The sequence below is a fragment of the Pandoraea sp. genome (genome assembly GCF_004297875.1).
In the GTDB taxonomy this organism is placed as follows: domain Bacteria; phylum Pseudomonadota; class Gammaproteobacteria; order Burkholderiales; family Burkholderiaceae; genus Pandoraea.
The window spans coordinates 132,731-158,072 of the sequence record NZ_SCSK01000067.1 but is presented as its reverse complement, the minus strand read 5'-3'; the positions used below and the strand labels follow the sequence as shown (position 1 = coordinate 158,072).

Genomic DNA, 25,342 nt, shown 5'->3' with positions numbered 1-25,342 from the left:
GTGCTCTCCCTTTTCAGTTCGCATCCAGCAATGCAAGCATGCCGTCTTCGTCGAGCACCGGCACGCCCAATTCCTCGGCCTTGGCCAGCTTACTGCCGGCTTCGGCACCCGCCACGACATAGTCGGTCTTTTTCGACACCGACCCGGCGACCTTGGCACCCGCGGCCTCGAGCCGCTCCTTGGCTTGCTCGCGGGACATCGTCGGTAACGTCCCGGTCAAAACAAATGTCTTGCCGGCCAATGGACTGGCCGCTGCGGCCCGCCGCGGCTCGCTCTCCGGCCAACTGACGCCGGCCGCACGCAGTTGTTCGATCACCTCGACATTATGCGGCTCCGCGAAAAAATTGGCGATGGACTGCGCCACCACCGGACCGACGTCATTGACCTCCAGCAACTCCGCTTCGCTTGCCGCCATCAGCCGGTCCAGCGTGCCGAAGTGGCGGGCCAGGTCTTTGGCCGTTGCTTCGCCCACGTGGCGGATGCCCAGCGCATAGATAAAGCGCGCCAGCGTCGTATGCTTGGCCTGTTCGAGCGCCGCCAGCAAATTGCTGGCCGATTTATCGGCCATCCGATCGAGGGCCGCCAGCTTGGCCAGGCCCAGCTTGAAAAGATCGGCCGGCGTGCGGATAAGTTGCTGGTCAACCAATTGGTCGATCAATTTCTCTCCCAAGCCATCGATGTCGAGCGCCCGCCGCTGGGCAAAATGCCATAGCGCCTGCTTGCGCTGTGCGGCGCAAATCAGGCCACCGGTACAGCGCGCGATCGCCTCGTCGGGTAGCCGTTCGATGGCCGATCCACACACCGGGCAGGCGCTCGGCATGACAAACGCGCGCGCATCGGCCGGGCGCCGGTCCAGCACAGCGCCCACCACTTCCGGGATCACGTCGCCAGCGCGCCGCACAATGACGGTGTCACCAATCAGGAGATCCTTGCGGCGCACTTCGTCCTCGTTATGCAGCGTCGCGTTGGTCACCGTCACGCCACCGACGAACACCGGCGCCAGACGCGCCACCGGCGTGATGGCACCGGTGCGGCCGACCTGAACCTCGATATCGAGCAACGTCGTCAGCGCCTCCTGCGCGGGGAATTTATGCGCCAGCGCAAAGCGCGGCGCGCGCGACACGAACCCCAGACGCTGCTGCTCATCGAGCCGGTTGACCTTATAAACAACGCCGTCGATGTCATACGGCAAAGATGCCCGGGCCTGGCCCACCTCTCGATAGAATGCAAGCAACCCACTCGCGCCATGCACGACTGCACGCCTGTCGCATACCGGCAAGCCAAGCTCGAGGTACCAGCGCAACAACGCGTCGTGGGTCGGCGGCATATCCGCGCCCAGCAATTCGCCAATGCCATAGGAAAAAAACGACAAGGGGCGTCGTGCCGTCACGCGCGAATCGAGCTGACGCAAGCTGCCAGCCGCGGCATTGCGCGGGTTGGCAAACTCCTTTTCGCCGGCTTCGCGCTGACGCTGATTCATTTTTTCGAAGTCCCGGCGAAACATCAACACTTCGCCACGCGCTTCCAATACTGCCGGCGGGGTCGGCGTCTTCAGGCGCAGCGGGATCGCGCGCACGGTTTTGATATTGGCCGTCACATCCTCGCCGGTCGTGCCGTCGCCCCGCGTGGCAGCCTGCACCAGCAGCCCGTTTTCATAACGCAGCGCCACGGCCAGGCCGTCGAATTTCAACTCACAGGCATATTCGACGGCTCGTCCGAAGAGATCATTCCCCTCGTCTTCATGATCGTACAGCGCCTCGCCGACCCGCCGGTCGAATGCAACGACATCGTCATCGGCAAATCCGTTGTTGAGCGAAAGCATCGGCACCTTGTGGGTGACGTTCGCAAAGCCCGTGGCAGGCTGTCCGCCGACGCGCTGCGTCGGGGAATCAGGTGTGACGAGATCCGGATGCTCGGTTTCGATCTGCACCAGGGCCGCGTAAAGGCGGTCATACTCGGCGTCCGGCACCGTCGGAGCGTCGAGTACGTAGTAGGCGTAGTTATGCTGTTCCAGCTCGGCGCGCAGCCGTGCTGCCTGTTCGGCGGGGGAAATGGCACCGGCACGTGCAGCTGCCGTGCCGGATTTAGCGAGAGAGTCGGACATGCGCTCGTTCATTGGCGTTGATGGCGATCATTATGCCAATGAAGTCGCGGTTTGTACCGCGCAACTTGAGCGCCAATCAGGCCGATGCCGGGGCCCTGCTATTGACCGAACAGGCGACGTGTCGACAGTGCGCCGGCCGGCAATCCGCGCTGCTCCAGCCGCGCGTAAAGCGACATCAATTGAGTTTCGATGCCCGTCAGTGCGGTCTCCGGCAACAAGCGGCGCTGATCGTCCACAACCCGCCCGCCGATGCGCTGACCGATTGACTTGGCGTAATCGCACATCAGCCGGAACGGCAGCAAGTCTTCGTCCGCCACCGGCACGTCGAGCAACAGCGTGATGAGGTCGCCGCCCTTGTATGTCAGATCATCGCGCAGGAAATTGGTGTCGCCAAATTGCAGCGTGAACACCGGATTCTGGCGCGTGTCGAGCTTGACGAAACGCGTGCCGTCGCGCGACAGGAGCAGGCCATCCTGGGTCGCCACCGCCTGGATGTAGTTTGCAGACCAGGGCGCGCCGTCGGACAGCACGTTGACCGACAATTGCGCGTCGCACTGTGCGGCGAAGCTGTCGAGGTCACGCGCCTTGCCGACGGTTTCCATCATGTCGGGCAATTCCGGCAGGGCGTCCACTGCATCGGCCAGCGCCTGTACCTGGCTGATGAATTCCGAAAACTCGACTTCATTGAGCGGACCCGCGCGATTTGCCAGTTGCACCGCCATGCGCAGTTGCGTATAGCGTCCGCCCGAGCGCAGCAATTCCCAATGCGGGGGATCCTCCACCCATCCTTCGACGTGTACGGCCTTGCCACCGGCACGCCGCATCCGTTGCGCCAGCGGCAACACCCGTTCGGCATTGATCGTGCCACCCAGCGGCAAATTCACGACACAATCGATACGCTCGTCCACGACGGCCGGCGCGATCGCCGCGTTGTTCGTCGGCGAGACCGGCTTCCGGGTGCCTGCCTCCGCCGACGGTTCGCTCGGCTCGCGCGCCTGGCGCGCGCCTTCATCCGGCGCCACCGCGGCGTCATCGATCGCGACCGGCGACTCGCCAACCACGGGTACCGGCGTCTGGGCCACATCCGGCTCCGGGGGCGCGCCGTCGGTCGATGGCGCGTGTGGCGCGTCGGCTGCCGTTCGGGCCAGTGTCGGCTCGCGCCGTTCGGTACTCGCCGGATGATGCCTGCCGACCGCAGGCTGGCTCGGCTCGATGAACGGACGCTCGTCTTCATGTTCGGCCGCCGACGCCGGCACCATGCCCTGGCTACCGCCCTTCATCGACCTGGGAATTCTCCGTTTCACCTTACTGCTTTGCCAGGCGTTGTAAGCCACCACGCCGAGCAATATCACGACCCCTGTGCCAATCAGTCCCAGCTGCAGCTCATTCATGCGCGGCTTCCTTCTCTCGCTCCGTAGGCATTGCTATTCAATATTCCCTGGTCGTCCGCTCAGTTGGACTCCACCATGTTCACGGCCGATTCCATATCCACCGCCACGATGCGCGACACACCCTGCTCCTGCATGGTAACGCCGATCAGCTGGTGGGCCATTTCCATGGCGATCTTGTTGTGTGAAATGAACACAAATTGCGTTTTGCTTGACATCCGCTCGACCATCTTCGCATAACGCTCGGTATTGGCGTCGTCGAGCGGCGCATCAACTTCGTCGAGCAGACAGAACGGTGCCGGATTCAGCTGGAACATGCCGAACACCAATGCGATCGCGGTCAGCGCTTTCTCCCCGCCCGACAGCAGGTGGATGGTCGAATTCTTCTTGCCCGGCGGCTGCGCCATCACCTGCACGCCAGCGTCCAGGATTTCCTCCCCGGTCATCATCAACTTGGCCTGGCCGCCGCCGAACAGCAACGGGAAAAGCTCGCCGAAATGCCGGTTGACTTCGTCGAAAGTACCTTGCAGCAAGGTGCGCGTTTCCTGGTCGATCTTGCGGATCGCGTCCTCAAGGGTATTGATCGCTTCAGTCAGATCGGCCGATTGAGCGTCGAGGAACGTCTTGCGCTCGCGCGCCGCGGTTAGCTCGTCCAGGGCGGCCATATTGACCGGTCCGAGCGCGTTGATCGCATTGTTGATCCGCGTCACCTCGCCTTGCAGCCATGAGGGCTTCATGTCAGCGTGCAGCCGGGCTGCCAGCGCCGCCTCGTCGACCTGCGCGGCCGCCAGTTGTTCGGCGAACTGCTCCCGGTTCAAACGCGCCGCCTGTTCCTTCAACTGCAGCTCGGTGATGCGATCGCGCAGCGGCTGCAAACCTCGCTCGACCGTCAGGCGCTGTTCGTCCATTTGGCGCAACTGCAATGTCAGGGCATCCAGCTCGGAGCGCGCCGCAGTCAGGATCTCCTCCTTTTCGGCCCGCACCGTCAGTGCATCCTGCAAACCGTTCTCGACAGTTTGTTCCGTAATCTTTACCAACTCCACCTGAGCTTGCTCGATACTCGCAACGAGACGTTCCGCCTGCTCATGTGATGTCTGAATATTTCTTTTTAATTCATTGATTTTATTTTCAATATTCTTTTCGGCGAACTTGGCTTCCTGTGCACCGCGCTCGAGATCGCGCAGTTGATTGCGCGCCTCGCCGAGCATCGTGTCAAGCGACTCGAACTCGAGCTGCCCATCCTCGAAGTGCGCCTGCAACTCGGCCAGCCGGCCGTCCGCCTGTTCGAAATTGGCTTCCGACTCAGCCCGCAGCGCCAGTTGCTCCTCGATTTGCAGGGCGATTTCGCGCAACTCATCGTCGATTTGCGTGCTGCGGGCGTTGTAGCGCTCGTGCGCCTGGCTGAGCTTGAGCACCTCCAACTGCAATGCATGGACCTGTTGGGTCGCCCGCTCGGCGCGCACTCGCGTCTCGCCAAGCGCCTGACTGGCCTGGCTGTAGGCAGCCTCACAACGCACCGCGGCGGTCTTGGCCTCGTCACCCAGCAGCATCTGCGCACGCAGTTGCCTGCTCAGGTTTTCGATCTCCTGCTGCCGGGCGAGAAGCCCCGCCTGCTCGGAGTCGGCCGCATACAACTGCACGCCAACGCGGCTGACCAGATGGCCCGCAGGCACGACCAGCGTCGCGCCAGCCGGCAGTTGCGCGCGCAGCGCCAGCGCCTGCGCCATGTCGTCGGCCACGAATACGGCTCCCAGCCATTCCTGCAACACCGCCCGCAATCCCGGGTCATCGATGCGCAGCAACGCCGTCAAGGGCCGCAATCCCGCCGGCGACTCGAGCGGGCGACCCGCCGTCGGCGGCGAATAAAACGCCAGCTTGGCAGGGGGCGCATCGCTGGCAAACGCCTTGATCCAATCGAGATTGCTGATTTCGAGCGCGGCCAGCCGCTCCCGCAATACCGACTCGAGCGCATTCTCCCAGCCCGGCTCGATATGCAGCTTTTTCCACAGGCGCGGCAATTGCGCGAGCTCGTGCTTATCAAGCCATGGCTGGATCTTGCCCTCGGTCTGCACGCTCTGCTGCAACTGCTTGAGCGCCGCAAGGCGTGCTTCGAGCTGCGCGATCACGGCCGCTTCGGACTGCACCCGTGCCTGTGCCGACCGGCGCTCCTCTTCCAGGCGTGGCAATGCCTCTTGCGCTTCGGCCAGTGCCGCCTGCGCGTCATCGCGCAGCGCCTGCTGCTCGGCCAGCTCGCCGCGCAGATTTTCCAACAGGACTTCGTCGGGCTTGTCTAGCCCGTGCGCCTCGCCCTGCAAGCGCTCCTGGCGCTGCTGCAATTGCTGCAGCGACTGATCGGCGTTGCGTTGATGCGCGGCCTCCAGCTTGAGGGCCTGCTCGACCTGGGCAATCTCGCCACGCTGCTCGTTGAGCTTGGCCTGAGCATCGCGCCAGCGAGCTTCCATGGCCGGCAATGCGTCGCCTTGGGTGGCCGCCTCGTCCTGCGCTCGCGCGCTGCGCTCTTCGGCGATTGATAATTCCTCGGTCGCCTCGGCCAGCTCGTCCTGCGCCTGGGCCGAGCGCGCCAGCCACTGCTCGCGCTGGGCGCTCAGGGCAGCGAGTTGCGCCTGCACCCGGTTGCGCGATTCCACCACGAAACGGATTTCCGCCTCGAGCCGGCTGACCTCGGCATTCGCTTCATACAGCCCGCTTTGCGCAGCCTGCACGGCGTCGGTCGAAGTGTAGTGCGCGGCGCGCAGGGTTTCCAGTTCGGACTCCGAGGCCCGCAGCCGGGCCATTTGAGCTTCCAGGTCGATCTGCGCCTGCTCGATCGCGCGCTGCTGGCGCTCCTGTTCGGCCTGAGCTTCATTTCTGCGCAGCAGCCACAGCAACTGCTGCTTTTCTTCGCCATCGCTCTGCAGGGCCTTGAACTGTTGCGCGACCGCCGCCTGGGATTCGAGCTTTTCCAGATTGCTCGCCAGCTCGCGCAGAATGTCCTCGACCCGCGTCAGATTCTCGCGCGTATCGTGCAGGCGGTTTTCCGTCTCCCGGCGGCGCTCCTTGTATTTGGATACGCCCGCAGCCTCTTCCAGGAATACCCGTAACTCATCGGGCTTGGCCTCGATGATGCGGGAGATCATGCCCTGCCCGATGATCGCGTAGGCGCGCGGACCCAGGCCCGTGCCAAGGAAAATGTCCTGGATATCGCGGCGGCGTGCCGGCAGATTATTGATGTAATAGCTCGATGTGCCGTCGCGCGTCAGCACGCGCTTGACCGCGATCTCGGCGTACTGGCTCCATTGGCCGGCCGCGCGGCCATCGCTATTGTCGAAAATCAGCTCGACGCTGGATCGGCTGGCGGGCTTGCGAGTGGTCGAGCCGTTGAAAATGACGTCCTGCATCGACTCGCCGCGCAATTCGGAAGCGCGCGACTCTCCGAGCACCCAGCGCACCGCGTCGATGATGTTCGACTTGCCGCAACCGTTGGGCCCGACTACCCCCACCAGTTGCCCTGGCACGTGAAAATGGGTCGGATCGACGAAAGATTTGAAGCCAGCCAGTTTGATGGAGGTCAGACGCACGGCAGGTTCGCTTATACGGTCATTGGAAAAACGCTGGACACGCCCACAGCAGCGTCAGCACACCCTGTCGGCCCTGATCGCGCCAGGGCAGCATCAGGGAGCCGGATTCATGGGTGTGAATCATACCATCGCATCCCCGGCTCGGGCCCTTTTCCCGGCATCGCGATGCGCGGTCTCAGGCAACAAACCAGCGATAGCACCTGCCGCAACAATGCAAATACCTCCGGCAACTTCGCGCAAACCGAGCACTTCGCCCGCGATCAGCCACGAGGACACTGCCGCCACGACAATCTCGAACAGCATGATCAGTGCCGCGCGATTGGCAGCGACCCGAGCCAGGCCGAACTGAACGATCACATTGGTGGCGGCGATCGTCACGCCCAGCGCGAGCAGCACCAGCGCGGCAGGCACGCGTTGCGGCACCGGTACAGCGCCGTGGACCAGGGCCTCGGGCATGATCCCCAATGACAGCACGCCAGTGACCACACAACCGACAAACATTACCCAGGTGCGCATTTCTCCCCGCATCTCCGGCAATACCTGGCTGGCTCGCCGCACCAGCACATTGTTGGCCGCAAACCCCGCCCCGGCCAGTAGCCCCATCCACTCGGCCGGAGTGGCCGGTACCGGCCACCCGCCCTTGGCCGGCCAAAGCATCAGCGCGGCGCCGCTTAGTGCCAACGCGATGAGCAGCGCTCCAGCAACGGTGAGCCGCTCGCTCAGCAGCCATTGCGCCAGCAGGGCCGTCCACACCGGGCTCAGGTAAAACAGCAGCAGAACCCGCATCACATAGCCGTGGGTGGTCCCCCAGATGAAACAAATATTCGCCACGCCGGCTGCCAGGCCAATAGCCGGCAGCAGCCATGAGGCGCGCAGCGTCGAAAACCTGCGCCAGTAAACCACGCTGATAAATAGCGTCGCCACCACCGCGGTCAACACTTGCGCCAGCGCTGCGGAGATTCCCCACGTCAGCAGCATCCGATACGGATACCACGAAATGCCCCATACCGACGATCCGACCAGGATCGACAGTGCCGGCGCCCACCCCGGCGCTGGCGGCGCCGAGCGAACCGCTTCCGTCATGTCCCCCCCCAAAAAAAGCCGACCAATGCCTCGCCATCGACGCAGGCATTCAGCGCCGCGGCGCCTTACCACGGTATAATTTTCGTTTAGCCGATTTCGCGCTATCACTGCGCGTCGGCATGAACACTCCGATGCATTGATCGAAAATTCTCATCGCCCGTGAATCCGTTACTCGCAAAACTCCAGCCGTACCCCTTCGAGAAGCTCAGAGCCCTGGTACAAGACATCACGCCGGCGGCCGGTTTTAAACCCATCAGTTTCGGCATTGGCGAGCCCAAGCATCCCACCCCACTGTTCATCAAGGAAGCCCTGAGCGATGCGCTCGGCGGCTTGTCCAGCTATCCGGCGACGCAGGGCACCGAGGCCTTGCGGCAAGCCATCGCCAGCTGGCTCGAAAAGCGTTACCGGCTGCCGAACGTCAACCCGGCGACCGAGGTGCTGCCGGTCAACGGCTCCCGCGAGGCACTGTTTTCCTTCGCCCAGGCAATGATCGACGGCAGCCGGCCCAATGCGCTCGTGCTGTGTCCCAATCCGTTCTATCAGATTTACGAAGGCGCGGCGTTACTGGCCGGGGCGACACCCTATTTCGCCAACAGCGATCCGGCGCGCAATTTTGCGCCCGATTACGATGCGGTGCCAGCGGAAATTTGGCAACAGGTGCAGTTGCTGTTCGTTTGTTCGCCGGGCAATCCAACCGGCGCGGTACTCGGCCTGGACGACTGGCGCAAACTGTTTGCGCTGTCCGACCAGTACGGCTTCACCATCGCCAGCGACGAATGTTATTCCGAGATTTATTTCGACGAAGAACGCCCGCCGCTCGGCGGGTTGGAGGCAGCGCACCAGTTGGGCCGGAATTTTGACCGCCTGGTGGTGTTTTCCAGCCTTTCCAAACGCTCCAACGTGCCGGGCATGCGCTCCGGGTTCGTTGCGGGTGACGCGGCCCTGCTCAAGCAATTCCTGCTTTACCGCACCTATCATGGCTGTGCGATGAGCCCGGCAATCCAGGCCGCCAGCATTGCCGCCTGGAGCGACGAAGCCCACGTGCGGCTCAACCGCAGCAAATATGTGCGCAAATTCCAGACGATCGCGCCGCTGCTGGGCGAAGTACTGGACGTCGCCATGCCCGACGCAGGCTTTTATTTGTGGGCCCGCGTCGACCAGCGAACCGGCCTGTCGGATACCGAATTCACCCGGCGCCTGCTGGCCGACTACAATGTGACTGTCCTGCCCGGCTCGTTTCTTGGCCGGGAAAGCCAGGGGACCAACCCGGCAAAGAATTTCGTACGCATCGCGCTGGTGGCAGAAGTCGACGAATGCACCGAAGGTGCTCAACGCATCGTGCAATGCTGCCGAAGTCTTTAATTTCTTTTTTCATCGATCCATACCATGCCGCAACAATTGCAAAACATCATCGACCAAGCCTGGGACAACCGCGCTGAGATCTCCGCCAAGAACGCACCGGCCGACGTGCGCGAAGCGGTCAATCACGTACTCGGCGAGCTCGACCGGGGCACACTGCGCGTGGCCGAAAAGAAAGACGGCCAGTGGATCGTCAACCAATGGCTCAAGAAGGCGGTGCTGCTGTCGTTCCGCCTGGAAGACAACGTGCCGATGCCGGCTGGCGGGTTTTCGCAGTTCTACGACAAGGTGCCGACCAAGTTCGCCAATTACACCGCGGAAGATTTCGCGGCCGGCGGCTTTCGCGTGGTGCCCCCCGCGGTGGCCCGGCGCGGCTCGTTCATCGCCCGCAACGTCGTGCTGATGCCCTCGTATGTGAATATCGGTGCCTACGTGGATGAAAGCACGATGGTCGACACGTGGGCTACCGTCGGCTCGTGCGCGCAGATCGGCAAGAACGTGCACCTGTCGGGCGGCGTCGGTATCGGCGGCGTGCTCGAGCCGCTGCAGGCCAATCCAGTGATCATCGAAGACAACTGCTTCATCGGCGCGCGCTCCGAGGTCGTCGAGGGCGTCATCGTCGAGGAAAACTCGGTTATCTCGATGGGCGTCTACATCGGCCAATCCACCAAAATCTACGACCGCGAAACCGGCGAGGTGCATTACGGCCGCGTGCCGGCGGGCTCGGTGGTGGTGCCGGGCAACCTTCCTTCGAAGGACGGCAAGTACAGCCTCTACTGCGCAGTCATCGTCAAGAAAGTCGACGCCCAGACCCGTGCCAAGACCGGCATCAACGAACTGCTGCGGGGCGACTGACCATGAGCGCGGTGCTGCACGGCATTCCCAATTGCGACACCGTGAAAAAGGCCCGCGTCTGGCTCGACGAGCAGCGCGTGGCCTACACATTCCACGATTTCAAGAAAGCCGGTGTGAGCGCCGCCATGCTCCGGGACTGGCTGACACAAGTGCCGCTCGAGACGTTGCTCAATCGCCGCGGCACCACCTGGCGCAAACTCACGCCGGGCGAACAGGCCAGCGCCAATGACGAAGCCGGCGCGATCGCCCTGATGACGGCCCAGCCCTCGCTGATCAAACGTCCCGTATTGGTTGCCCACGGGCGCGTCACCGTCGGCTTCAAGCCCGAACTCTATCAAGCGCTGTTCTGAATGCCCATGCCCCATACGTCGTCCCACCCGCCCTCGCCCACCCTGGTGCTCACCGAGCAATTGATTGCCCGCCGGTCCGTCACGCCCGACGACCAGGACTGCCAGGACCTGCTGATCGAGCGCCTCGCACCGCTCGGGTTCACCTGCGAGACGATCGTCTCGGGCGACGTCACCAATCTCTGGGCAGTGCGGCGCGGTGCCGCCGGCACGGACGGCAAGCTGCTCGTGTTCGCCGGCCACACGGATGTCGTGCCGACCGGCCCACTCGATCAGTGGCACTCCGATCCATTCTTGCCGACCCATCGCGACGGCAAGCTCTTTGGCCGCGGCGCCGCCGACATGAAAACCTCGATCGCCGCGTTCGTCGTCGCCGTGGAGGAGTTCATCGCGCTTGAACCGGACCACCGCCACGCCATCGGCCTGCTGATCACCAGCGACGAGGAAGGCCCCGCCACCGACGGCACGGTCAAGGTCGTGCAGGCCCTGCAGCAACGGGGCGAGCGCCTGGACTACTGCATCGTCGGCGAGCCGACATCGGTCGACACGCTGGGCGACATGGTCAAGAACGGCCGGCGCGGCTCGCTGTCCGGCAAACTGACCGTCAAGGGCGTGCAAGGCCATATCGCGTATCCCCACCTGGCGAGCAATCCGATCCACCTGGCTGCGCCGGCGCTGACCGAACTGGTGGCCGAGCGTTGGGACGACGGTAACGAATATTTCCCGCCGACTACCTGGCAGATGTCGAATATTCACGCCGGCACCGGCGCCACCAACATCATCCCTGGCGAGGCGGTGATCGATTTCAATTTCCGCTTTTCCACCGCCAGCACGGTAGAGAGCCTGCAAGCGCGCGTTCGGGCGATACTCGATAAACACGGTCTTGCCTATGACCTGCACTGGACCGTCGGCGGCCTGCCGTTCCTGACCCCGCGCGGTGATCTGTCGCAAGCGCTTGACGCGGCGATCCGGCAGGAAACCGGCGTCGAAACCACGCTCTCCACCACCGGCGGCACGTCGGACGGGCGCTTTATTGCGCAGATCTGCCCGCAAGTGATCGAATTCGGGCCGCCCAATGCCAGCATTCACAAAATCGACGAGCATATCGAAATCGCGTTCATCGAACCGCTCAAAAACATCTATCGCGGCGTATTGCTGCAACTGGTGCGGTAAGTTTCCCCAATAACGATCTTCCGCTCTGCCGGCCGCCGGCGACGTCCATCTGGAGAAGTCCATGTCCGACCATCCCTTCACGACGGTGCGCGACCTGTTGCGCTATGCCGTCTCGCGTTTTACCGAAGCCAAGCTGGCATTCGGCCACGGGTGCGCGTCGGCGTACGACGAGGCCGCCTACCTGGTCCTGCACACGCTGCATTTGCCGCTCGACACGCTCGATCCGTTTCTCGACGCGACTCTCTTGCCGGCCGAAATCGAGCGCGTGTTGTCGGTCATCAACCGGCGCGCCGGCGAGCGCGTGCCCGCCGCCTACATCACCAATGAAGCCTGGATGCACGGCTACCGGTTCTACGTCGACGAGCGCGTGATCGTACCGCGCTCCTTCCTCGGCGAATTGCTGCAGGATCAGTTCGCTCCCTGGATCGCACAGCCGGATCAGATTAGTCACGTGCTTGAACTCTGCACCGGCTCCGGTTGCCTGGCGATTCTGGCCGCGGACGCATTCGCGCAGGCCCACATCGATGCAGTCGACCTGTCTGGCGACGCCCTGGCAGTCGCCGCGATCAACGTCAGGGACTACGAATTGCAGGATCGCATCGCCTTGCACAAAGGCGATCTGTACGCGTCGCTGCCATCCAGGCGGTACGACCTGATCCTGACCAACCCCCCCTATGTCAACGACCAGGCAATGCAGAGCCTGCCTGCGGAATATCGACACGAGCCCCGCATGGCCCTGGCCGGCGGCAACGACGGCATGGCGGTGGTGCGGCGCATCATCGCCGATGCCAGGCAATGGCTCACGCCCGACGGCTTGCTGGCGGTCGAGGTCGGTCACGAGCGCACTCACGTCGAGGCGGCCTTCCCCGATCTGGAGATGACGTGGCTGAGCACCAGCGCTGGCGACGACATGGTCTTTTTGGTGCACGCCGCGGCGCTGCCGTGACCACGACAGCCAATCCCTCCAGATGATGTCGCTCACGCCGTTTCATCTCGGATCGCTGCTCGCGCTGCTGCATCTGCTGGGCATACTGGCCGCGGCCCACGCCATCCTGACGGTGCGCACCTCGCAAGGCGCGGTCGCATGGGCCGTGTCGCTGCTCGCCGCGCCTTACTTCACCCTGATTCCCTATCTGATCCTGGGGCGCAGCAAGTTCTCCGGCTACGTCGAGGCGCGTCGCCAGCAGAACCGGGTCATGCATTCGCGCGTCGGTGAAATCGACTGGCACGCCGGTCAGGCGAGCGCGTTGCGTCATGACGTCGGGTTCAGCGCGCTCACGCGCCTGACCGGCATGCCGTTTACCGCGAACAACGGCGTGCGGCTGCTGGTCAATGGCGACGCGACCTTCGCGGCCATATTCGATGCGCTGCGCCAGGCGCGCAGTTACATCATCGTGCAGTTCTTCATCGTGCACGACGACGCGCTGGGCCGGGAATTGCAGCAGATTCTGCTTGAGCGCGCCGCCGCCGGCATCGGGGTGTATTTCCTGTATGACAGCATCGGCAGCTACGATCTGCCTGCGCAGTACACCGAGACGCTGCGCGCCGGCGGAGTCCGGGCACACGCTTTCGCCACCCAGCGCGGCCTTATCAAGCGCTTCCTCAACCGCTTTCAGCTCAATTTCCGCAATCACCGCAAAATCGTCGTGATCGACGGCGACCGCGCCTTCATCGGCGGGCACAATGTCGGCATCGAATATCTCGGCCAAAAACCGCCTTTGTCGCCCTGGCGGGATACGCACATCGACATCACCGGGCCGGCCGTGGTTGGTATTCAGCGCGCTTTTGTGGAGGATTGGCATTGGGCCACCGGCGAGATTCCACCGGTCAAGCGCCTGCCGGCGCCCTCCGGAGCCAGCATGCATTGCCAGGTCGTGCCCAGCGGCCCCGCCGACCAGCTCGAGACCTGCTCGCTGTTTTTCGTCGAGTGCATCAATGCCGCCCGGCAGCGGATCTGGATCACCACGCCATACTTCATCCCCGACGAGGCAGTTTTCTCGGCGCTACGGCTGGCCGTGCTGCGCGGCGTCGACGTGCGTCTCTTGATTCCAAGCCGACGCGATCACTACGTCGTGTTCGAGGCCACCACGCTATACGCTTACGACGCGGTACGCGCCGGCATCCGGGTCTATCAATACCAGCCTGGCTTCGTTCACCAGAAGGTCGTGCTGATCGACGACGCCGCCGCCGCCGTAGGCAGCGCCAATCTTGATAATCGCTCGTTCCGGCTCAATTTCGAGATCATGCTATTGACCGTCGATGACGTCTTCGCCAAGAACGTCGAGCGCATGCTCGATACCGATTTCGCCCAGGCCAGGCCGATGGCGCTTGACGCCTACTACCGCTTGCCGTTCTGGCGACGCATCGCGATGCACGTCGCGCGGCTGTTCGCTCCCATCCTGTAATTGCTCGCCCGCTAAAATACGGGTTTCACCAATTTTGACCGTACCGTGATTCGATTCGAACGCCTCAGCCTGTCGCGTGGCACCAAGCCACTTTTCGATAACACCTCGGTGCTGATCAATCCCGGCGAGGCGGTTGGACTGATCGGCGCCAACGGCGCCGGCAAAACCACACTCTTCGCGCTATTGCGCGACGCGCTGCATCCCGATGGCGGAGAGGTGACAATGCCGCCGAGCTGGCGCATCGCGCACGTCATGCAGGAGACCCCGGCAGTCGAGCGCAATGCGCTCGACTACGTGCTCGATGGCGATACCGCACTGCGCGCGGCCGAGGCCGCCATCGAAGCCGCCCAGCACCGGCACGACGGCCACGCCGAAGCGGAAGCGCATACCGCCTTCGCCGACGTCGACGGTTATACCGCGCCGGCGCGGGCCGAGGCGCTGCTGCTCGGGCTGGGCTTCACGCTCGAGCAAACACGCCAGCCAGTAGCCAGCTTTTCGGGCGGCTGGCGCATGCGGCTGAACCTCGCGCAGGCTCTAATGTGTCCGTCTGATCTGCTGCTGCTGGACGAACCCACCAATCACCTCGACCTCGATGCGATCGTCTGGCTCGAAGACTGGCTGCGCCGCTATGCCGGCACGTTGATCGTGATATCGCACGACCGCGAGTTTCTAGACGGCGTGTGCAATGTGACGCTGCACATCGAAAATCAGCAGATCAAGCGCTACGGCGGCAACTACAGTCAATTCGAAGTGCTGCGGGCTCAACAGATCGCCCTGCAGCAAAACGCCTATGAGAAGCAGCAAAAAACCATCGCCCATCTGGAAAGCTTCATCAACCGTTTCAAGGCCAAGGCCACCAAGGCTCGGCAAGCGCAGAGCCGGGTCAAGGCGCTCGAGCGCATGGAACTGATCGCGCCGGCTCACGTCGCCTCACCCTTCACTTTTGAATTCCGGGCACCCAACGCCGCGCCCAACCCGATGCTGGTTCTCGAGGACGTGCGCTGCGGCTATCGTGTTGGCGAAGACGGCGATGCCGCCATGGCCGAGAAAGTCATCCTGCCGGCGGTCACACTGTCGGTGCAAAACGAGCAGCGCATCGGCTTGCTGGGCGCCAACGGCCAGGGCAAATCGACCCTGATCAAAACACTGGCGGGCACGCTCGCGCCACTGGCTGGCCGCGTCAAGCACGGCAAAGGCCTGCAGATCGGTTACTTCGCGCAGCATCAGGTCGAAACGCTGCGCCACGACGACTCCCCGTTGCAGCATATGGCGCGTCTGGCGCCGGATACCCGCGAGCAGGAATTGCGCGATTTTCTCGGCGGATTCAATTTCCGTGGCGACATGGCAAGCGCGCCGATTGCTCCATTCTCAGGCGGCGAGAAAGCGCGGCTGGCATTGGCGCTGATCATCTGGCAAAAGCCGAATTTGCTGCTGCTGGACGAGCCGACCAACCACCTCGACCTGGAAACGCGCCATGCGTTGACCATGGCGCTCGCGCAATTCGATGGCACCTTGATTCTCGTGTCGCACGACCGGCATTTGCTGCGCGCCACCACCGACCAATTCCTGCTGGTCGCCGGCGGGCGCGTGCAACCCTTCGATGGCGACCTGGACGACTACCGCGACTGGCTGCTGCAGGACGCCGCCGCCAAACGCAACGCAATGCGCGCCGCGGCCAAACCGGAGGCCAGCGCGGCGACGGACACCGGCGCCAACCGCAAGGAGCAGCGCCGCGCCGAGGCGGAGGAGCGGCAACGGCTGACCCAATTGCGCAAACCGCTGCAAAACAGGATTACCAAGCTGGAGAACGAACTGGCCGAGCTCGAGCAGGAGAAGCAACGGCTCGACGCGATTCTGGCGGACTCGGCCACCTACGACGAATCCAACAAAACGCTGTTGACCGATAGCCTGAAGCGCCAGGGCGAGGTCATGGCCCGACTGGCCGAGGTCGAGAGCGCATGGCTCGACGCACAGGAAGCGATCGACAAGATCGCCTGACCGGCCACCGCTGACACGACGGCGCTAGAGCGCTGCGATAGCCTGGTCGATACGGTCGACCGCACGCACCTCGAGTCCATCGATGGGTTGCTTGGGCGCATTGGCCTTGGGGATGATGGCCAACGAAAAGCCGAGTTTCGCGGCCTCTTTCAAACGATCCTGTCCGCGCGGGCTGGGTCGTATCTCGCCAGCCAGACCGACCTCGCCGAACGCCACGATGCCGCGTGGCAGCGGTCGATTGCGCAATGATGAGTGAATTGCCAGCATGACCGCCAGATCGGCCGCCGGTTCGGTGATTTTCACGCCGCCCACGGCATTGAGGAAGACATCCTGGTCGAAACACGCAATGCCGGCATGCCGATGCAGCACCGCCAGCAGCATTGCCAGTCGATTCTGTTCGAGCCCGACGGCCAGGCGCCGGGGGTTCGGCACCTGCGCGGTATCGACCAAGGCCTGGATTTCGACCAGTAGCGGGCGCGTGCCCTCCTGCGTGACCAGCACGCAGGAGCCCGGCACTGTCTGGTCGTGCTGCGACAGGAACAGCGCGGATGGATTGGAGACACCCCGCAATCCTTTTTCGGTCATGGCAAATACGCCAAGCTCGTTGACGGCGCCAAAGCGGTTCTTGAACGCGCGCACCAGCCGAAACGAAGAGTGCGTATCGCCCTCGAAGTAAAGCACTGTATCGACGATATGCTCCAGCACGCGCGGTCCGGCCAGATTGCCCTCCTTGGTCACGTGCCCGACCATGATCACCGTCACGCCGGATTGCTTGGCGGTGCGCGTGAGCTGCGCGGCGCATTCGCGTACCTGAGCGACGGAGCCGGGCGCGGAGGTCAGCGCCTCGGAATAAACGGTCTGGATAGAGTCGATCACGACGATCTCGGGGCGCTCGCTCTCGATCGCCGCCAAAATCTTCTCCAACTGAATTTCAGCCAGCAAATGCAGCTCGCCGCTGGCCGGCCCGGTCAGGTCAAGGCGTTGCGCCCGCAGTGCGATCTGTGCGGCCGATTCCTCGCCGCTGACATAAAGCGCCGGCCGTTCGCGCGCAACCTGAGCCAGCGATTGCAACAGCAGCGTCGATTTCCCGATGCCCGGATCGCCGCCGATGAGCACCACGCCGCCGGCCACCAACCCGCCGCCCAGCACCCGGTCGAATTCGCCGATACCGCTCGAAAAACGCGGTACGTCCGCGGCCTCGATATCCGCCAGCCGGCGCACCGGCGCACTCTTGGCCAGCGCCTGATAGCGATGCCCCGAGGCGGTTTCTGCGATGGTTTCCAATAACGAATTCCAGGCATTGCAATGCGGGCATTGACCCTGCCATTTCGGCGACTGGCCGCCGCACTCCGAACAGGTGTAAATCGTCTTGGCTTTGGCCATCCGGGACTGATCTCAAAAATAACGGGAATGACGCTCGGCGTGTCGAGCGCTTATTGCTCGATCACCGGCACGCGTGGCGCCAGTGCGCACATCAGCTCGTAGCCGATCGTTCCGCATGCGGCGGCCACGTCGTCGATCGGCAGCCCGCGTCCCCACAGCACGACCTTGCTGCCCATGCGGGCCTCCGGCACGGTACTCAGATCGACCATCAGCATATCCATCGAAACGCGACCGACCACCCGGGTCTGCACCCCGGCAACCAATACGGGCGTGCCTGTTGGGGCGTGGCGTGGGTAACCGTCGGCATAGCCACAGGCCACGACTCCGATGCGCATCGGCCGCTCGGCGGTGAACACGCTGCCATAGCCAACGGTCTGTCCGGTGCTGAGCTCCTGCACGGCAATCAGCTCGCTCTCGAGGGTCATCGCGGGTTGCAGTCCGAGTCCTGCCACATCCGCCGTTTTGCCGCTGGGTGAGCCCCCGTACAGGATGATGCCTGGCCGCACCCAGGCGTAATGCGTTTGCGGATGAAACAACGTCGCCGCCGAATTCGCCAGGCAGCGCTCGCCGGGAATATCGCGCGCGCCGCGCTCGAACGCCTCCATCTGATAGTCGACACCGCGTTCGCCGTCGGCGTCCGAGAAATGTGTCATGAGCACGATCTGGCCGACCCCGGGCATCGCACGGACCCGCTCCCAGGCCGCGCGAAATCGCTCAGGCACGAAGCCCAGGCGGTTCATGCCGCTATTCATCTTGAGTTGGACCGTCAGCGGCTTCGACAGCCGAGCACCTTCGAGCATGCGCAGTTGCTCATCGCAATGCACGGTTGTAGTGAGGCCATATTCGTCGATGATCTTGAGGTCTGCGGGGTCAAAAAAACCTTCCAGCAGCAAAATCGGACCGGCCCACCCCAGTTCGCGCAAGCGTATCGCTTCGTTCAAATCGAGCAGGCCGAAGCCATCGGTCTCGCGCAGGCCGGGAAAAGCCCGTTCGATGCCATGCCCGTAGGCATTTGCCTTGACCACGGACCAGACCTTGGCCTCGGGCGCGTGGCGCCGGGCGACATCGAGATTATTGGCGAGCGCTGCGGTGTGGATCGTGGCACGAATAGGACGGGGCATGACGGTGAGTTTCGAACGAGAGAGTGATTGAGTTTATGGTCTTGCGACGGCCACCGTGCGAGGCTGGCAGCCCAGCGAGCTGGACTATGACCGACGCCGCGATGCGGCCGGCCATGGCCGGACTCGGTTAGGATTATGCATATTTTCGTGTTATAAAGCCGTGCGCACAACTTGTTTTGCCGATTTCTTTCTCCCATCAGAGGAGCCGCCGAGTGCTTGGCCGCGCCGGGCTACACTTGGCCGGCGGCAAGCGCCGGTGATATGGGACGGACGCAAAACCGCCGTCGGGAACCGATCCAAGCTGAGATGAAGACAGGCTTTTACACCATCATGGCAGCGCAGTTTTTTTCGTCGCTGGCCGACAACGCATTGCTTATCGCCGCGATAGCGCTCCTCAAGGACTCTCATGCACCACAATGGATGACGCCGCTTCTTAAGCTGTTTTTTGTGTTGTCTTACGTCATTTTGGCGGCATTTGTCGGAGCATTCGCCGATTCCATGGCCAAGGGCAAGGTCATGTTCATCACCAACAGCATCAAGGTGATCGGCTGCATCATGATGATGGCGGGCTCCCATCCGCTGATCGCCTACGGCATCGTCGGCTTCGGTGCCGCCGCCTACTCGCCGGCCAAGTACGGCATTCTTACCGAACTGCTCCCAGCCGAGCGGCTGGTCGCCGCCAACGGCTGGATCGAAGGCCTGACGGTCACCTCGATCATTCTCGGCACCGTCCTGGGCGGCGCGCTCGTCAACCCGCACATCGCCCACTACATCATCGCTCGCACGCCAGCGGCCATCCACACCTCGGCCGACGCCGCCATGTTGGTCATCATGGGCATCTATATCATCGCCGCGCTGATCAACCTCGGCATCCCCGACACCGGAGCACGCTACCGGCGCCAACAGCGCAACCCGATACGCCTGGTCACCGACTTCGCCGGTTGCTTCGCGACGCTGTGGCGTGATCGGCTCGGCCAGATCTCCCTGGCCGTCACCACGCTGTTCTGGGGCGCCGGCGCCACCCTCCAGTTCATCGTGTTGAAATGGGCCGAGAAGGCGCTTGGCATGAATCTGTCCGAAGGCGCGATCCTGCAAGCGGTGTCCGCGCTGGGCGTGGCTGTCGGCGCCATGCTTGCGGCTGCCAAGATACCTCTGAAAAAATCCCTGTCTGTGTTGCCGGTCGGCATTGCCATGGGCATCGTCGTGATGGGCATGGCCTTTTTTTCGAAGCACACACTGCCGGACTGGCCGATCAAGATTGGCATCTGGCATGTTCCGTTCTATCTGATCGTTGCCTATCTGTTTCTGATTCTGGTGGGTGCCCTGGCAGGCTTTTTTGTCGTCCCGATGAACGCCCTGCTGCAACATCGCGGCCACGTCCTGCTGTCGGCGGGGCACTCCATCGCGGTGCAGAATTTCAATGAAAACCTGTCGGTGCTGTTGATGCTGTGTCTCTATGCGCTGCTGATCTGGTTCAACGTGCCGGTCGGCGTGGTGATCGTGCTGTTCGGCACTTTCGTATGCTGCACCATGTGGCTGGTGATGCGCCGTCATCAAGCCAATCAACGCCAGTTCGATTCAGTGGCGCTGATCGGCGAAATCAAGCACTGACTACGATGTCGGCTCGCATTCTCAACGTACTGACCATCGCCGGATCCGACCCGAGCGGCGGCGCCGGCATCCAGGCCGATCTCAAGACCTTCTCGGCGCTTGGCGTCTACGGCATGAGCGCGATCACTGCGCTGACTGCGCAAAACACCCTTGGCGTCAGCGCGGTGCACGTACCGCCGAGCACATTCGTCAGCGCCCAACTCGACGCCGTGTTCGGCGACATCGAATGTGCCGCGGTGAAGATCGGCATGCTGGCCAACGCCGATATCGTGCGCGCGGTAGCCCAGGCGCTGCGGCGCTACCGGCCATGTCACGTCGTGCTGGATACCGTCATGGTGTCGAAAAACGGGCATGCCCTGCTCGCGCCGGAAGCGGTCGAGGCACTGCGCCGCGAACTGCTGCCGCTGGCCGACCTGATCACGCCCAATCTGCCGGAAGCAGCCGTGCTGCTCGATCAACAAGCCGCGACCGACGAAGCCGCAATGGCGACCCAGGCGCAGGCACTGCGCGGCCTGGGCGCGCGCAACGTGCTGCTCAAGGGCGGACATCTGGGGGGCGTCAACAGCCCCGATTGGCTGCTCACCGAGCAGGGCAGCGAAAGGTTCGACGCCCCGCGCCTGCCGACGCGCAATACCCACGGCACGGGCTGTACATTGTCGGCCGCGCTCGCCGCACTGCGCCCCCAACATGATGACTGGCCAGACACCGTGCGCGCCGCAAAGCAATACCTGAGTCAGGCGCTGGGTTCGAGCGATGCGCTGCAGGTTGGCCACGGCATCGGCCCGCTGCATCACTTTCACGCCTGGTGGCCCCGTCAGTCGTGATGACCCGCTCAGCGCGTGTGGCCCCGCTGCGCAGCGCGCTGCCAAAGTTCGACCATGCGCCGGCGCGCACGCGCCAGCCAGTCGTCCGGCACGATGAATCCGCGCTGGGTCTCGTCCCAAGTGCCGTCGGGGTTTTCCGCCAGACCAACCACCAGCAGGGGTTCATGCGGCAGACCGTTTTGCCAGAGCGCGGCGATGCGCGCGCCGAGCGCCGACCGATCCATAGTCTCTGACCCCGTCAGGCGCGCTGGCGCCAGCCAGTGAACGCGCGGCAACACGCTCCAGGCGGCGACTGCGGAGCCGTTGGCCGCCGTGTCGCTCGCCCGTTGCCATTCGGCCAGCGTGGCCCACCATCCTCGCCCGTGCTCGGCGGAGATCACCGCCGGCAATGGCACAGTTGGCGCCGCGTCGCGCCCGGCACCGAGTGGATGAAACATCCATCCTTTCAAGTAGGCCTGCGCCTGCCACGGTCCCGCATGCGGCAGTATCGATTGGGCCGCCGCCATGCTCGTCAGGCGCAACTGATGCAGCAGCAGGCGCTGCAGCTTGTCGCCGAGACTGTCGGCAAGGTTTGGTCCGAGCCATCGATATTGCTCGGCATGCGCAACGGATAGACCATCCATGGCCATATCGTCGTCCCCGGGAGGCACGTAAAGATACAGCTTGACCGCCAGTTCCCAATGCAGCATTCGTCGGCTGGCCAAATGCCTGATCAGAAAATCGCATTCCCCAAGAGTCTGCCCTCCTTGCCGCAGATCGCGCACTTGCAGGCCGGCGGCCATCAATTCGTAACCGGGGCCGTCACGCAGGTAGAACTGCAGCAGGCGCTCGGCGTATCGCCCGAGTCGGGCGCTTTCGCCGGCGGCGAGAAACGCCTTTAGCGATGCCGGTTGCCGATCCTGCGCCAGCAGCCAGCGCTCCACCATTGCCAATTCGGCGTCGCTGGGTGTGACGTTGCCCAACTCGGCGGGGAATGCGTCGGCGCGCAGCAAATCGGAAGACAGCAGTAACCACGCGAGATCCCGCACCGGGGCCTCGCGCAATTGGGGCATCAAAGTGCGGTAGCGCTCGGGTTGCAAAGCGATTCGTAAGTGGCGCGCGCCAGACACCAGTCGGCCCAGGCCTTGGCCTTGTCAGGCAAATTGCGCAGTAAGTAGGCCGGATGGTAAGTCACGATCACCGGCACGCCCTCGTAATGATGGATCCGCCCTCGCATGCTGGCGATGCTGGCCTGCGAATTCAGGATGCTCTGTGCGGCAAAGCGCCCCATCACGACGATCAATTTCGGTTGCAACAGCGCGACCTGTCGCTTCAGATAAGGCTCGCATTGCATCACTTCAGCCGGCTCGGGATCGCGATTGTTGGGCGGCCGGCATTTCAGCACGTTGGCAATGTAGACATTCTTGCCACGTTGTAATTGGACCGCGGCAAGAATATTGTCCAGCAGCTTGCCGGCCTGCCCGACAAACGGCTCGCCCTGCAAGTCCTCTTGTTGGCCTGGCGCTTCGCCCACCAGCAACCAATCAGCCTGGCGGTCGCCAACGCCGAATACCGTCTGGGTGCGATGCTCGCACAATGAGCACGCGCGGCAGCCCGCCACTCGCGCGGCCAGCGCATCCCAATCGAGTTGCTCGACGGGCGTCGCGTCACCATCGTCCGGGCTGCCGCCGGCAAGCGCGTCGCGCGCCTGCGCGTGCGCGGCCGGCGGCATGTCGGACGACACGTCGGCAGACGTCTCGGTCGGTGCGAGGCGGCGCGCCCATAACGGCCACAATCCAAATTCTTCCAGTATCGGTTTAGGCAGCGGCACGGCGATCCTCCAGCGTCAAGCGCATCACGATGGCGTCCTCGCGCCGGCCGTGATACGAGGGGTAATACCCCCTGCGACAGCCAATCTGCCGAAATCCGTAGCGTTCGTAAATCGTCAGTGCGCGGCTGTTGGAGGGCCGCACTTCGAGCAGCACGCCAGTCATGCCCTGGGCCCGCGTGCGCCGCACGATCTCATCGAGCAGGCGCACGCCCCAGCCTTGCCCATGATGCGATGGGTCGACGCAGACATTCAGCACATGATTCTCGTCGACCACCGGCATGCAAATAAAGTAACCAAGCAGGTCGCTGCCTTCACCGCGCAGGCAGCAGGCATCCTGACTGGGGCCCTCGGCGCGCAGCGAATCGACGAAATTTACCCGTTTCCACGGAAATGGATAGGCGCGCGTTTCGATCTCCATGACCTCATCGAGATCGGCTTCGGTCATCGCCGCGAACCGGTGAGCTTGCACCGCCATCAGCGCCCCTCCGCCAAGTGCGCCAATGTGGCGCGATGCCCGGCGGCGGCCTGCCGTTCAGCCACCGTCTGCGCGACCTTGTTGCGAATGTAGAAAGGTGCCGCCTCGTGCGCCGGCAGCGTCCGCCCCAACGCATAATCGCGCGCGGCCAGCACGGCCACCGCGCGGGCGTGCGGCAACGCCTCGGACAACACGGCACGGGCTTGTCCTGCCAGTGGCAGGCGATCCCCGAAAATCGCCGCGGCGTTGCCGGCCAGCATGAATGGCTCGTCAGGTTGTGGCAATGCGTCGGGTGCATCGAGCGCCGCGTCGTGATTGACGACCCAGCCCTGGGACGGTCCGTCCCAGGTGTAATCGGCCCAGTAGACCTCCTCCATGCGGGCGTCGAGCGCCACCATGACCCGGCCGGGCGCGGGACGCTGCGCCCGGGCCATTTCGGCACAAGCCAGCAAGGTGCTGACCGGAATCACCGGCAAGCCGGCGCCGTAGGCAAGCCCTTGCGCCACGCCGCAGGCAGTGCGCAATCCCGTGAAGGAGCCTGGCCCGGCGCCAAAGGCAATCGCATGGCACGCGCCGAGCGCCAGCCCCCCTTCGTCGAGCACGTCCCGGATCAACGGAAGAACGTGTGCACTGGAAACCGCCCCGGTGTGGCGATGGCGGACGATCACGCGTTCGGTGCCGAGTGAATTCAGATACAGGGCTACCGAGCAAAATTCGGTCGACGTATCGAGAGCAAGTATGGAAATGGCAGACATGCCGATATTGTAATCGCCGAAGCCGTCGCACAGGCGGTCGGGCGACTGCCGGATAGTTTTCCCGGGATAGGCGGCGCCGAGTTGATTCGGTACGCTATTAATTTCAACTGAAATCGTTTCATTGTGTATAATTATTTCTGCTATCGTTGCTAGACGAATCAAATAAGCGCGGAAGTCATTTCGGTCAATTTTTCCCCAAAGGACATGCTTATGAAAAAGGCCCGCACAACAGCCCTCGCCACGGTATTCGTCGCCTTGGCGACCGGGTTGGCACAGCAAGCCGGCGCAGTCACGCTCAAGGAAATCCAGCAGCGCGGTTATGTGCGCATCGCCATCGCCAATGAAATTCCATACGGCTACATGAACCTGTCCGAGCAAGCCAAAGGCATCGGCCCCGACGTTGCCAAGCAGGTGATGAAGCAGCTCGGCGTGAAGAAAATCAAATGGGTCGTCACTGGCTTCGGCTCGTTGATCCCCGGTCTGAAAGCCAACCGTTTCGATATGGTTGCGGCGGAAATGGCGATCCTGCCGCCGCGCTGCGAAAAGGTGCTGTTCTCGGAGCCGGACAGCTCCTATGGCGAGGGCTTGCTGGTCGCCAAAGGCAATCCGGCTCATCTTGATTCGTATGAAGCGTTCGCCAAATCGGGCAAGAAGGTCGCGATCATGGCGGGCGCCGATCAGCTCGACATGCTTCAGGCACTGGGCGTGCCCAGCAGCAATATCGTGACTATCGCGAGCAACGCCGATGCCATCTCAACGGTAACGACCGGCCGCGCCAGCGCCTATGCTGCAACGGGTCTGACGGTGAATCAGCTGGCGGCCAAGAGCGGCAAGGTGCAAGCCGCCAAGCCCTTTACTGATCCAATCGTTCACGGTCAGCCGGCACGCAGTTGGGGGGGCTTCGCCTTCGCGCAGAATTCGACGGATCTGCGCAACGCCGTCAACACCCAATTGGCTCAATTCAAGAAAACCCCTGGCTGGAAGCAGTTGATGAAGCACTATGGCTTCACCGACAAGGATGCCCAGGCGTCCTTTGACAAGACCACGGCACAACTGTGCACCAAGTAAGCGTC

General features: G+C 63.2%; 19 protein-coding genes and 1 pseudogene. 10 read left to right on the top strand and 10 right to left on the bottom strand.

Translation table 11 applies throughout. The annotated features are described in order from the left end of the window. Positions 1–13: 13 nt before the first annotated feature. The 4 genes from ligA to EPN80_RS19830 form a co-directional block, all read right to left on the bottom strand. The gene (gene ligA, locus EPN80_RS19845; protein WP_293031495.1) at positions 14–2,104 is read right to left on the bottom strand and encodes an NAD-dependent DNA ligase LigA; all 2,091 of its coding nucleotides are present in this window, start codon (positions 2,102–2,104) and stop codon (positions 14–16) included. 98 nt (positions 2,105–2,202) lie between these two features. Then, entirely contained in the window at positions 2,203–3,495 is a 1,293-nt protein-coding gene (locus EPN80_RS19840) for a cell division protein ZipA C-terminal FtsZ-binding domain-containing protein (protein ID WP_293031492.1), read from the bottom strand. Positions 3,496–3,554: 59 nt separating this feature from the next. Beyond that, on the bottom strand, positions 3,555–7,070 hold the full coding sequence (gene smc / locus EPN80_RS19835) for a chromosome segregation protein SMC (protein ID WP_293031489.1): 3,516 nt from the start codon (positions 7,068–7,070) through the stop codon (positions 3,555–3,557). A gap of 120 nt (positions 7,071–7,190) precedes the next feature. Next, positions 7,191–8,153, bottom strand: coding sequence for a DMT family transporter (locus EPN80_RS19830; protein WP_293031486.1), 963 nt, complete (start codon positions 8,151–8,153; stop codon positions 7,191–7,193). Positions 8,154–8,312: 159 nt separating this feature from the next. Between EPN80_RS19830 and dapC the strand changes: the two genes are divergently transcribed. The 7 genes from dapC (at position 8,313) to EPN80_RS19795 (ending at position 16,290) form a co-directional block, all read left to right on the top strand. Further along, the gene (dapC, locus tag EPN80_RS19825) at positions 8,313–9,515 is read left to right on the top strand and encodes a succinyldiaminopimelate transaminase (RefSeq protein WP_293031483.1); all 1,203 of its coding nucleotides are present in this window, start codon (positions 8,313–8,315) and stop codon (positions 9,513–9,515) included. Positions 9,516–9,539: 24 nt separating this feature from the next. After that, positions 9,540–10,367 (top strand): 2,3,4,5-tetrahydropyridine-2,6-dicarboxylate N-succinyltransferase, encoded by an 828-nt coding sequence (gene dapD, locus EPN80_RS19820; RefSeq protein WP_293031480.1) that lies wholly within the window; start codon positions 9,540–9,542, stop codon positions 10,365–10,367. 2 nt (positions 10,368–10,369) lie between these two features. Beyond that, positions 10,370–10,717, top strand: a complete 348-nt coding sequence (locus EPN80_RS19815; protein ID WP_293031477.1) for an ArsC family reductase — start codon at positions 10,370–10,372, stop codon at positions 10,715–10,717. Between the two features lie 6 nt (positions 10,718–10,723). Further along, a complete protein-coding gene (dapE, locus tag EPN80_RS19810; RefSeq protein ID WP_293031474.1) occupies positions 10,724–11,887 on the top strand; it encodes a succinyl-diaminopimelate desuccinylase in 1,164 nt (387 codons plus the stop codon). 61 nt (positions 11,888–11,948) lie between these two features. After that, a complete protein-coding gene (prmB, locus tag EPN80_RS19805; protein ID WP_293031472.1) occupies positions 11,949–12,833 on the top strand; it encodes a 50S ribosomal protein L3 N(5)-glutamine methyltransferase in 885 nt (294 codons plus the stop codon). Between the two features lie 25 nt (positions 12,834–12,858). Beyond that, complete coding sequence (gene cls / locus EPN80_RS19800; protein WP_293031626.1) at positions 12,859–14,292, top strand: cardiolipin synthase; 1,434 nt, start codon at positions 12,859–12,861, stop codon at positions 14,290–14,292. A 45-nt stretch (positions 14,293–14,337) separates the two neighbouring features. Continuing rightward, on the top strand, positions 14,338–16,290 hold the full coding sequence (locus EPN80_RS19795; protein ID WP_293031470.1) for an ATP-binding cassette domain-containing protein: 1,953 nt from the start codon (positions 14,338–14,340) through the stop codon (positions 16,288–16,290). 24 nt (positions 16,291–16,314) lie between these two features. Here the strand turns inward: EPN80_RS19795 and radA are convergent, their stop codons facing one another. Beyond that, positions 16,315–17,673: a DNA repair protein RadA gene (radA, locus tag EPN80_RS19790; RefSeq protein WP_293031467.1), complete on the bottom strand. Its 1,359-nt coding sequence runs from the start codon at positions 17,671–17,673 to the stop codon at positions 16,315–16,317. A 50-nt stretch (positions 17,674–17,723) separates the two neighbouring features. Beyond that, positions 17,724–18,794 (bottom strand): alanine racemase, encoded by a 1,071-nt coding sequence (gene alr / locus EPN80_RS19785; protein WP_293031464.1) that lies wholly within the window; start codon positions 18,792–18,794, stop codon positions 17,724–17,726. A 306-nt stretch (positions 18,795–19,100) separates the two neighbouring features. On the opposite strand from alr, the gene lplT reads away from it, so the two are divergent. Continuing rightward, positions 19,101–20,405 (top strand): lysophospholipid transporter LplT, encoded by a 1,305-nt coding sequence (lplT, locus tag EPN80_RS19780; protein WP_293031461.1) that lies wholly within the window; start codon positions 19,101–19,103, stop codon positions 20,403–20,405. Positions 20,406–20,410: 5 nt separating this feature from the next. Next, a complete protein-coding gene (thiD, locus tag EPN80_RS19775; protein ID WP_293031458.1) occupies positions 20,411–21,229 on the top strand; it encodes a bifunctional hydroxymethylpyrimidine kinase/phosphomethylpyrimidine kinase in 819 nt (272 codons plus the stop codon). A gap of 8 nt (positions 21,230–21,237) precedes the next feature. Here thiD and EPN80_RS19770 read toward each other — a convergent pair whose 3' ends face one another. The 4 genes and pseudogenes from EPN80_RS19770 to tsaB form a co-directional block, all read right to left on the bottom strand. Continuing rightward, the gene (locus EPN80_RS19770; protein ID WP_293031455.1) at positions 21,238–22,308 is read right to left on the bottom strand and encodes a DUF1853 family protein; all 1,071 of its coding nucleotides are present in this window, start codon (positions 22,306–22,308) and stop codon (positions 21,238–21,240) included. Then, positions 22,281–22,874: pseudogene (locus EPN80_RS19765) on the bottom strand (uracil-DNA glycosylase); the annotation flags it as partial. The gene EPN80_RS19770 and the pseudogene EPN80_RS19765, both read right to left, overlap by 28 nt. A 151-nt stretch (positions 22,875–23,025) precedes the next feature. Further along, complete coding sequence (rimI, locus tag EPN80_RS19760; protein ID WP_293031452.1) at positions 23,026–23,514, bottom strand: ribosomal protein S18-alanine N-acetyltransferase; 489 nt, start codon at positions 23,512–23,514, stop codon at positions 23,026–23,028. Further along, positions 23,514–24,269 carry a tRNA (adenosine(37)-N6)-threonylcarbamoyltransferase complex dimerization subunit type 1 TsaB gene (gene tsaB, locus EPN80_RS19755; protein WP_293031449.1) on the bottom strand — a complete coding sequence of 252 codons (756 nt, stop codon included), beginning with the start codon at positions 24,267–24,269 and terminating at the stop codon, positions 23,514–23,516. The genes rimI and tsaB overlap by 1 nt, the downstream gene beginning before the upstream one ends. A gap of 210 nt (positions 24,270–24,479) precedes the next feature. Here tsaB and ehuB point away from each other — a divergent pair, with 210 nt between their 5' ends. Next, the gene (gene ehuB, locus EPN80_RS19750; protein ID WP_293031446.1) at positions 24,480–25,337 is read left to right on the top strand and encodes an ectoine/hydroxyectoine ABC transporter substrate-binding protein EhuB; all 858 of its coding nucleotides are present in this window, start codon (positions 24,480–24,482) and stop codon (positions 25,335–25,337) included. Positions 25,338–25,342 lie beyond the last annotated feature (5 nt).

What these genes read in the sequence shown, in the direction of transcription:
- EPN80_RS19815 (WP_293031477.1), top strand. Translation starts at nt 10,370, where the DNA reads ATGAGCGCGGTGCTGCACGGCATTCCCAATTGCGACACCGTGAAAAAG.
- alr (WP_293031464.1), bottom strand. Translation starts at nt 18,794, where the DNA reads ATGCCCCGTCCTATTCGTGCCACGATCCACACCGCAGCGCTCGCCAAT.
- EPN80_RS19830 (WP_293031486.1), bottom strand. Translation starts at nt 8,153, where the DNA reads ATGACGGAAGCGGTTCGCTCGGCGCCGCCAGCGCCGGGGTGGGCGCCG.
- ehuB (WP_293031446.1), top strand. Translation starts at nt 24,480, where the DNA reads ATGAAAAAGGCCCGCACAACAGCCCTCGCCACGGTATTCGTCGCCTTG.
- EPN80_RS19840 (WP_293031492.1), bottom strand. Translation starts at nt 3,495, where the DNA reads ATGAATGAGCTGCAGCTGGGACTGATTGGCACAGGGGTCGTGATATTG.
- dapE (WP_293031474.1), top strand. Translation starts at nt 10,724, where the DNA reads ATGCCCCATACGTCGTCCCACCCGCCCTCGCCCACCCTGGTGCTCACC.
- cls (WP_293031626.1), top strand. Translation starts at nt 12,859, where the DNA reads ATGTCGCTCACGCCGTTTCATCTCGGATCGCTGCTCGCGCTGCTGCAT.
- lplT (WP_293031461.1), top strand. Translation starts at nt 19,101, where the DNA reads ATGAAGACAGGCTTTTACACCATCATGGCAGCGCAGTTTTTTTCGTCG.
- rimI (WP_293031452.1), bottom strand. Translation starts at nt 23,514, where the DNA reads ATGGCGGTGCAAGCTCACCGGTTCGCGGCGATGACCGAAGCCGATCTC.
- dapD (WP_293031480.1), top strand. Translation starts at nt 9,540, where the DNA reads ATGCCGCAACAATTGCAAAACATCATCGACCAAGCCTGGGACAACCGC.
- prmB (WP_293031472.1), top strand. Translation starts at nt 11,949, where the DNA reads ATGTCCGACCATCCCTTCACGACGGTGCGCGACCTGTTGCGCTATGCC.
- ligA (WP_293031495.1), bottom strand. Translation starts at nt 2,104, where the DNA reads ATGTCCGACTCTCTCGCTAAATCCGGCACGGCAGCTGCACGTGCCGGT.
- thiD (WP_293031458.1), top strand. Translation starts at nt 20,411, where the DNA reads ATGTCGGCTCGCATTCTCAACGTACTGACCATCGCCGGATCCGACCCG.
- tsaB (WP_293031449.1), bottom strand. Translation starts at nt 24,269, where the DNA reads ATGTCTGCCATTTCCATACTTGCTCTCGATACGTCGACCGAATTTTGC.
- radA (WP_293031467.1), bottom strand. Translation starts at nt 17,673, where the DNA reads ATGGCCAAAGCCAAGACGATTTACACCTGTTCGGAGTGCGGCGGCCAG.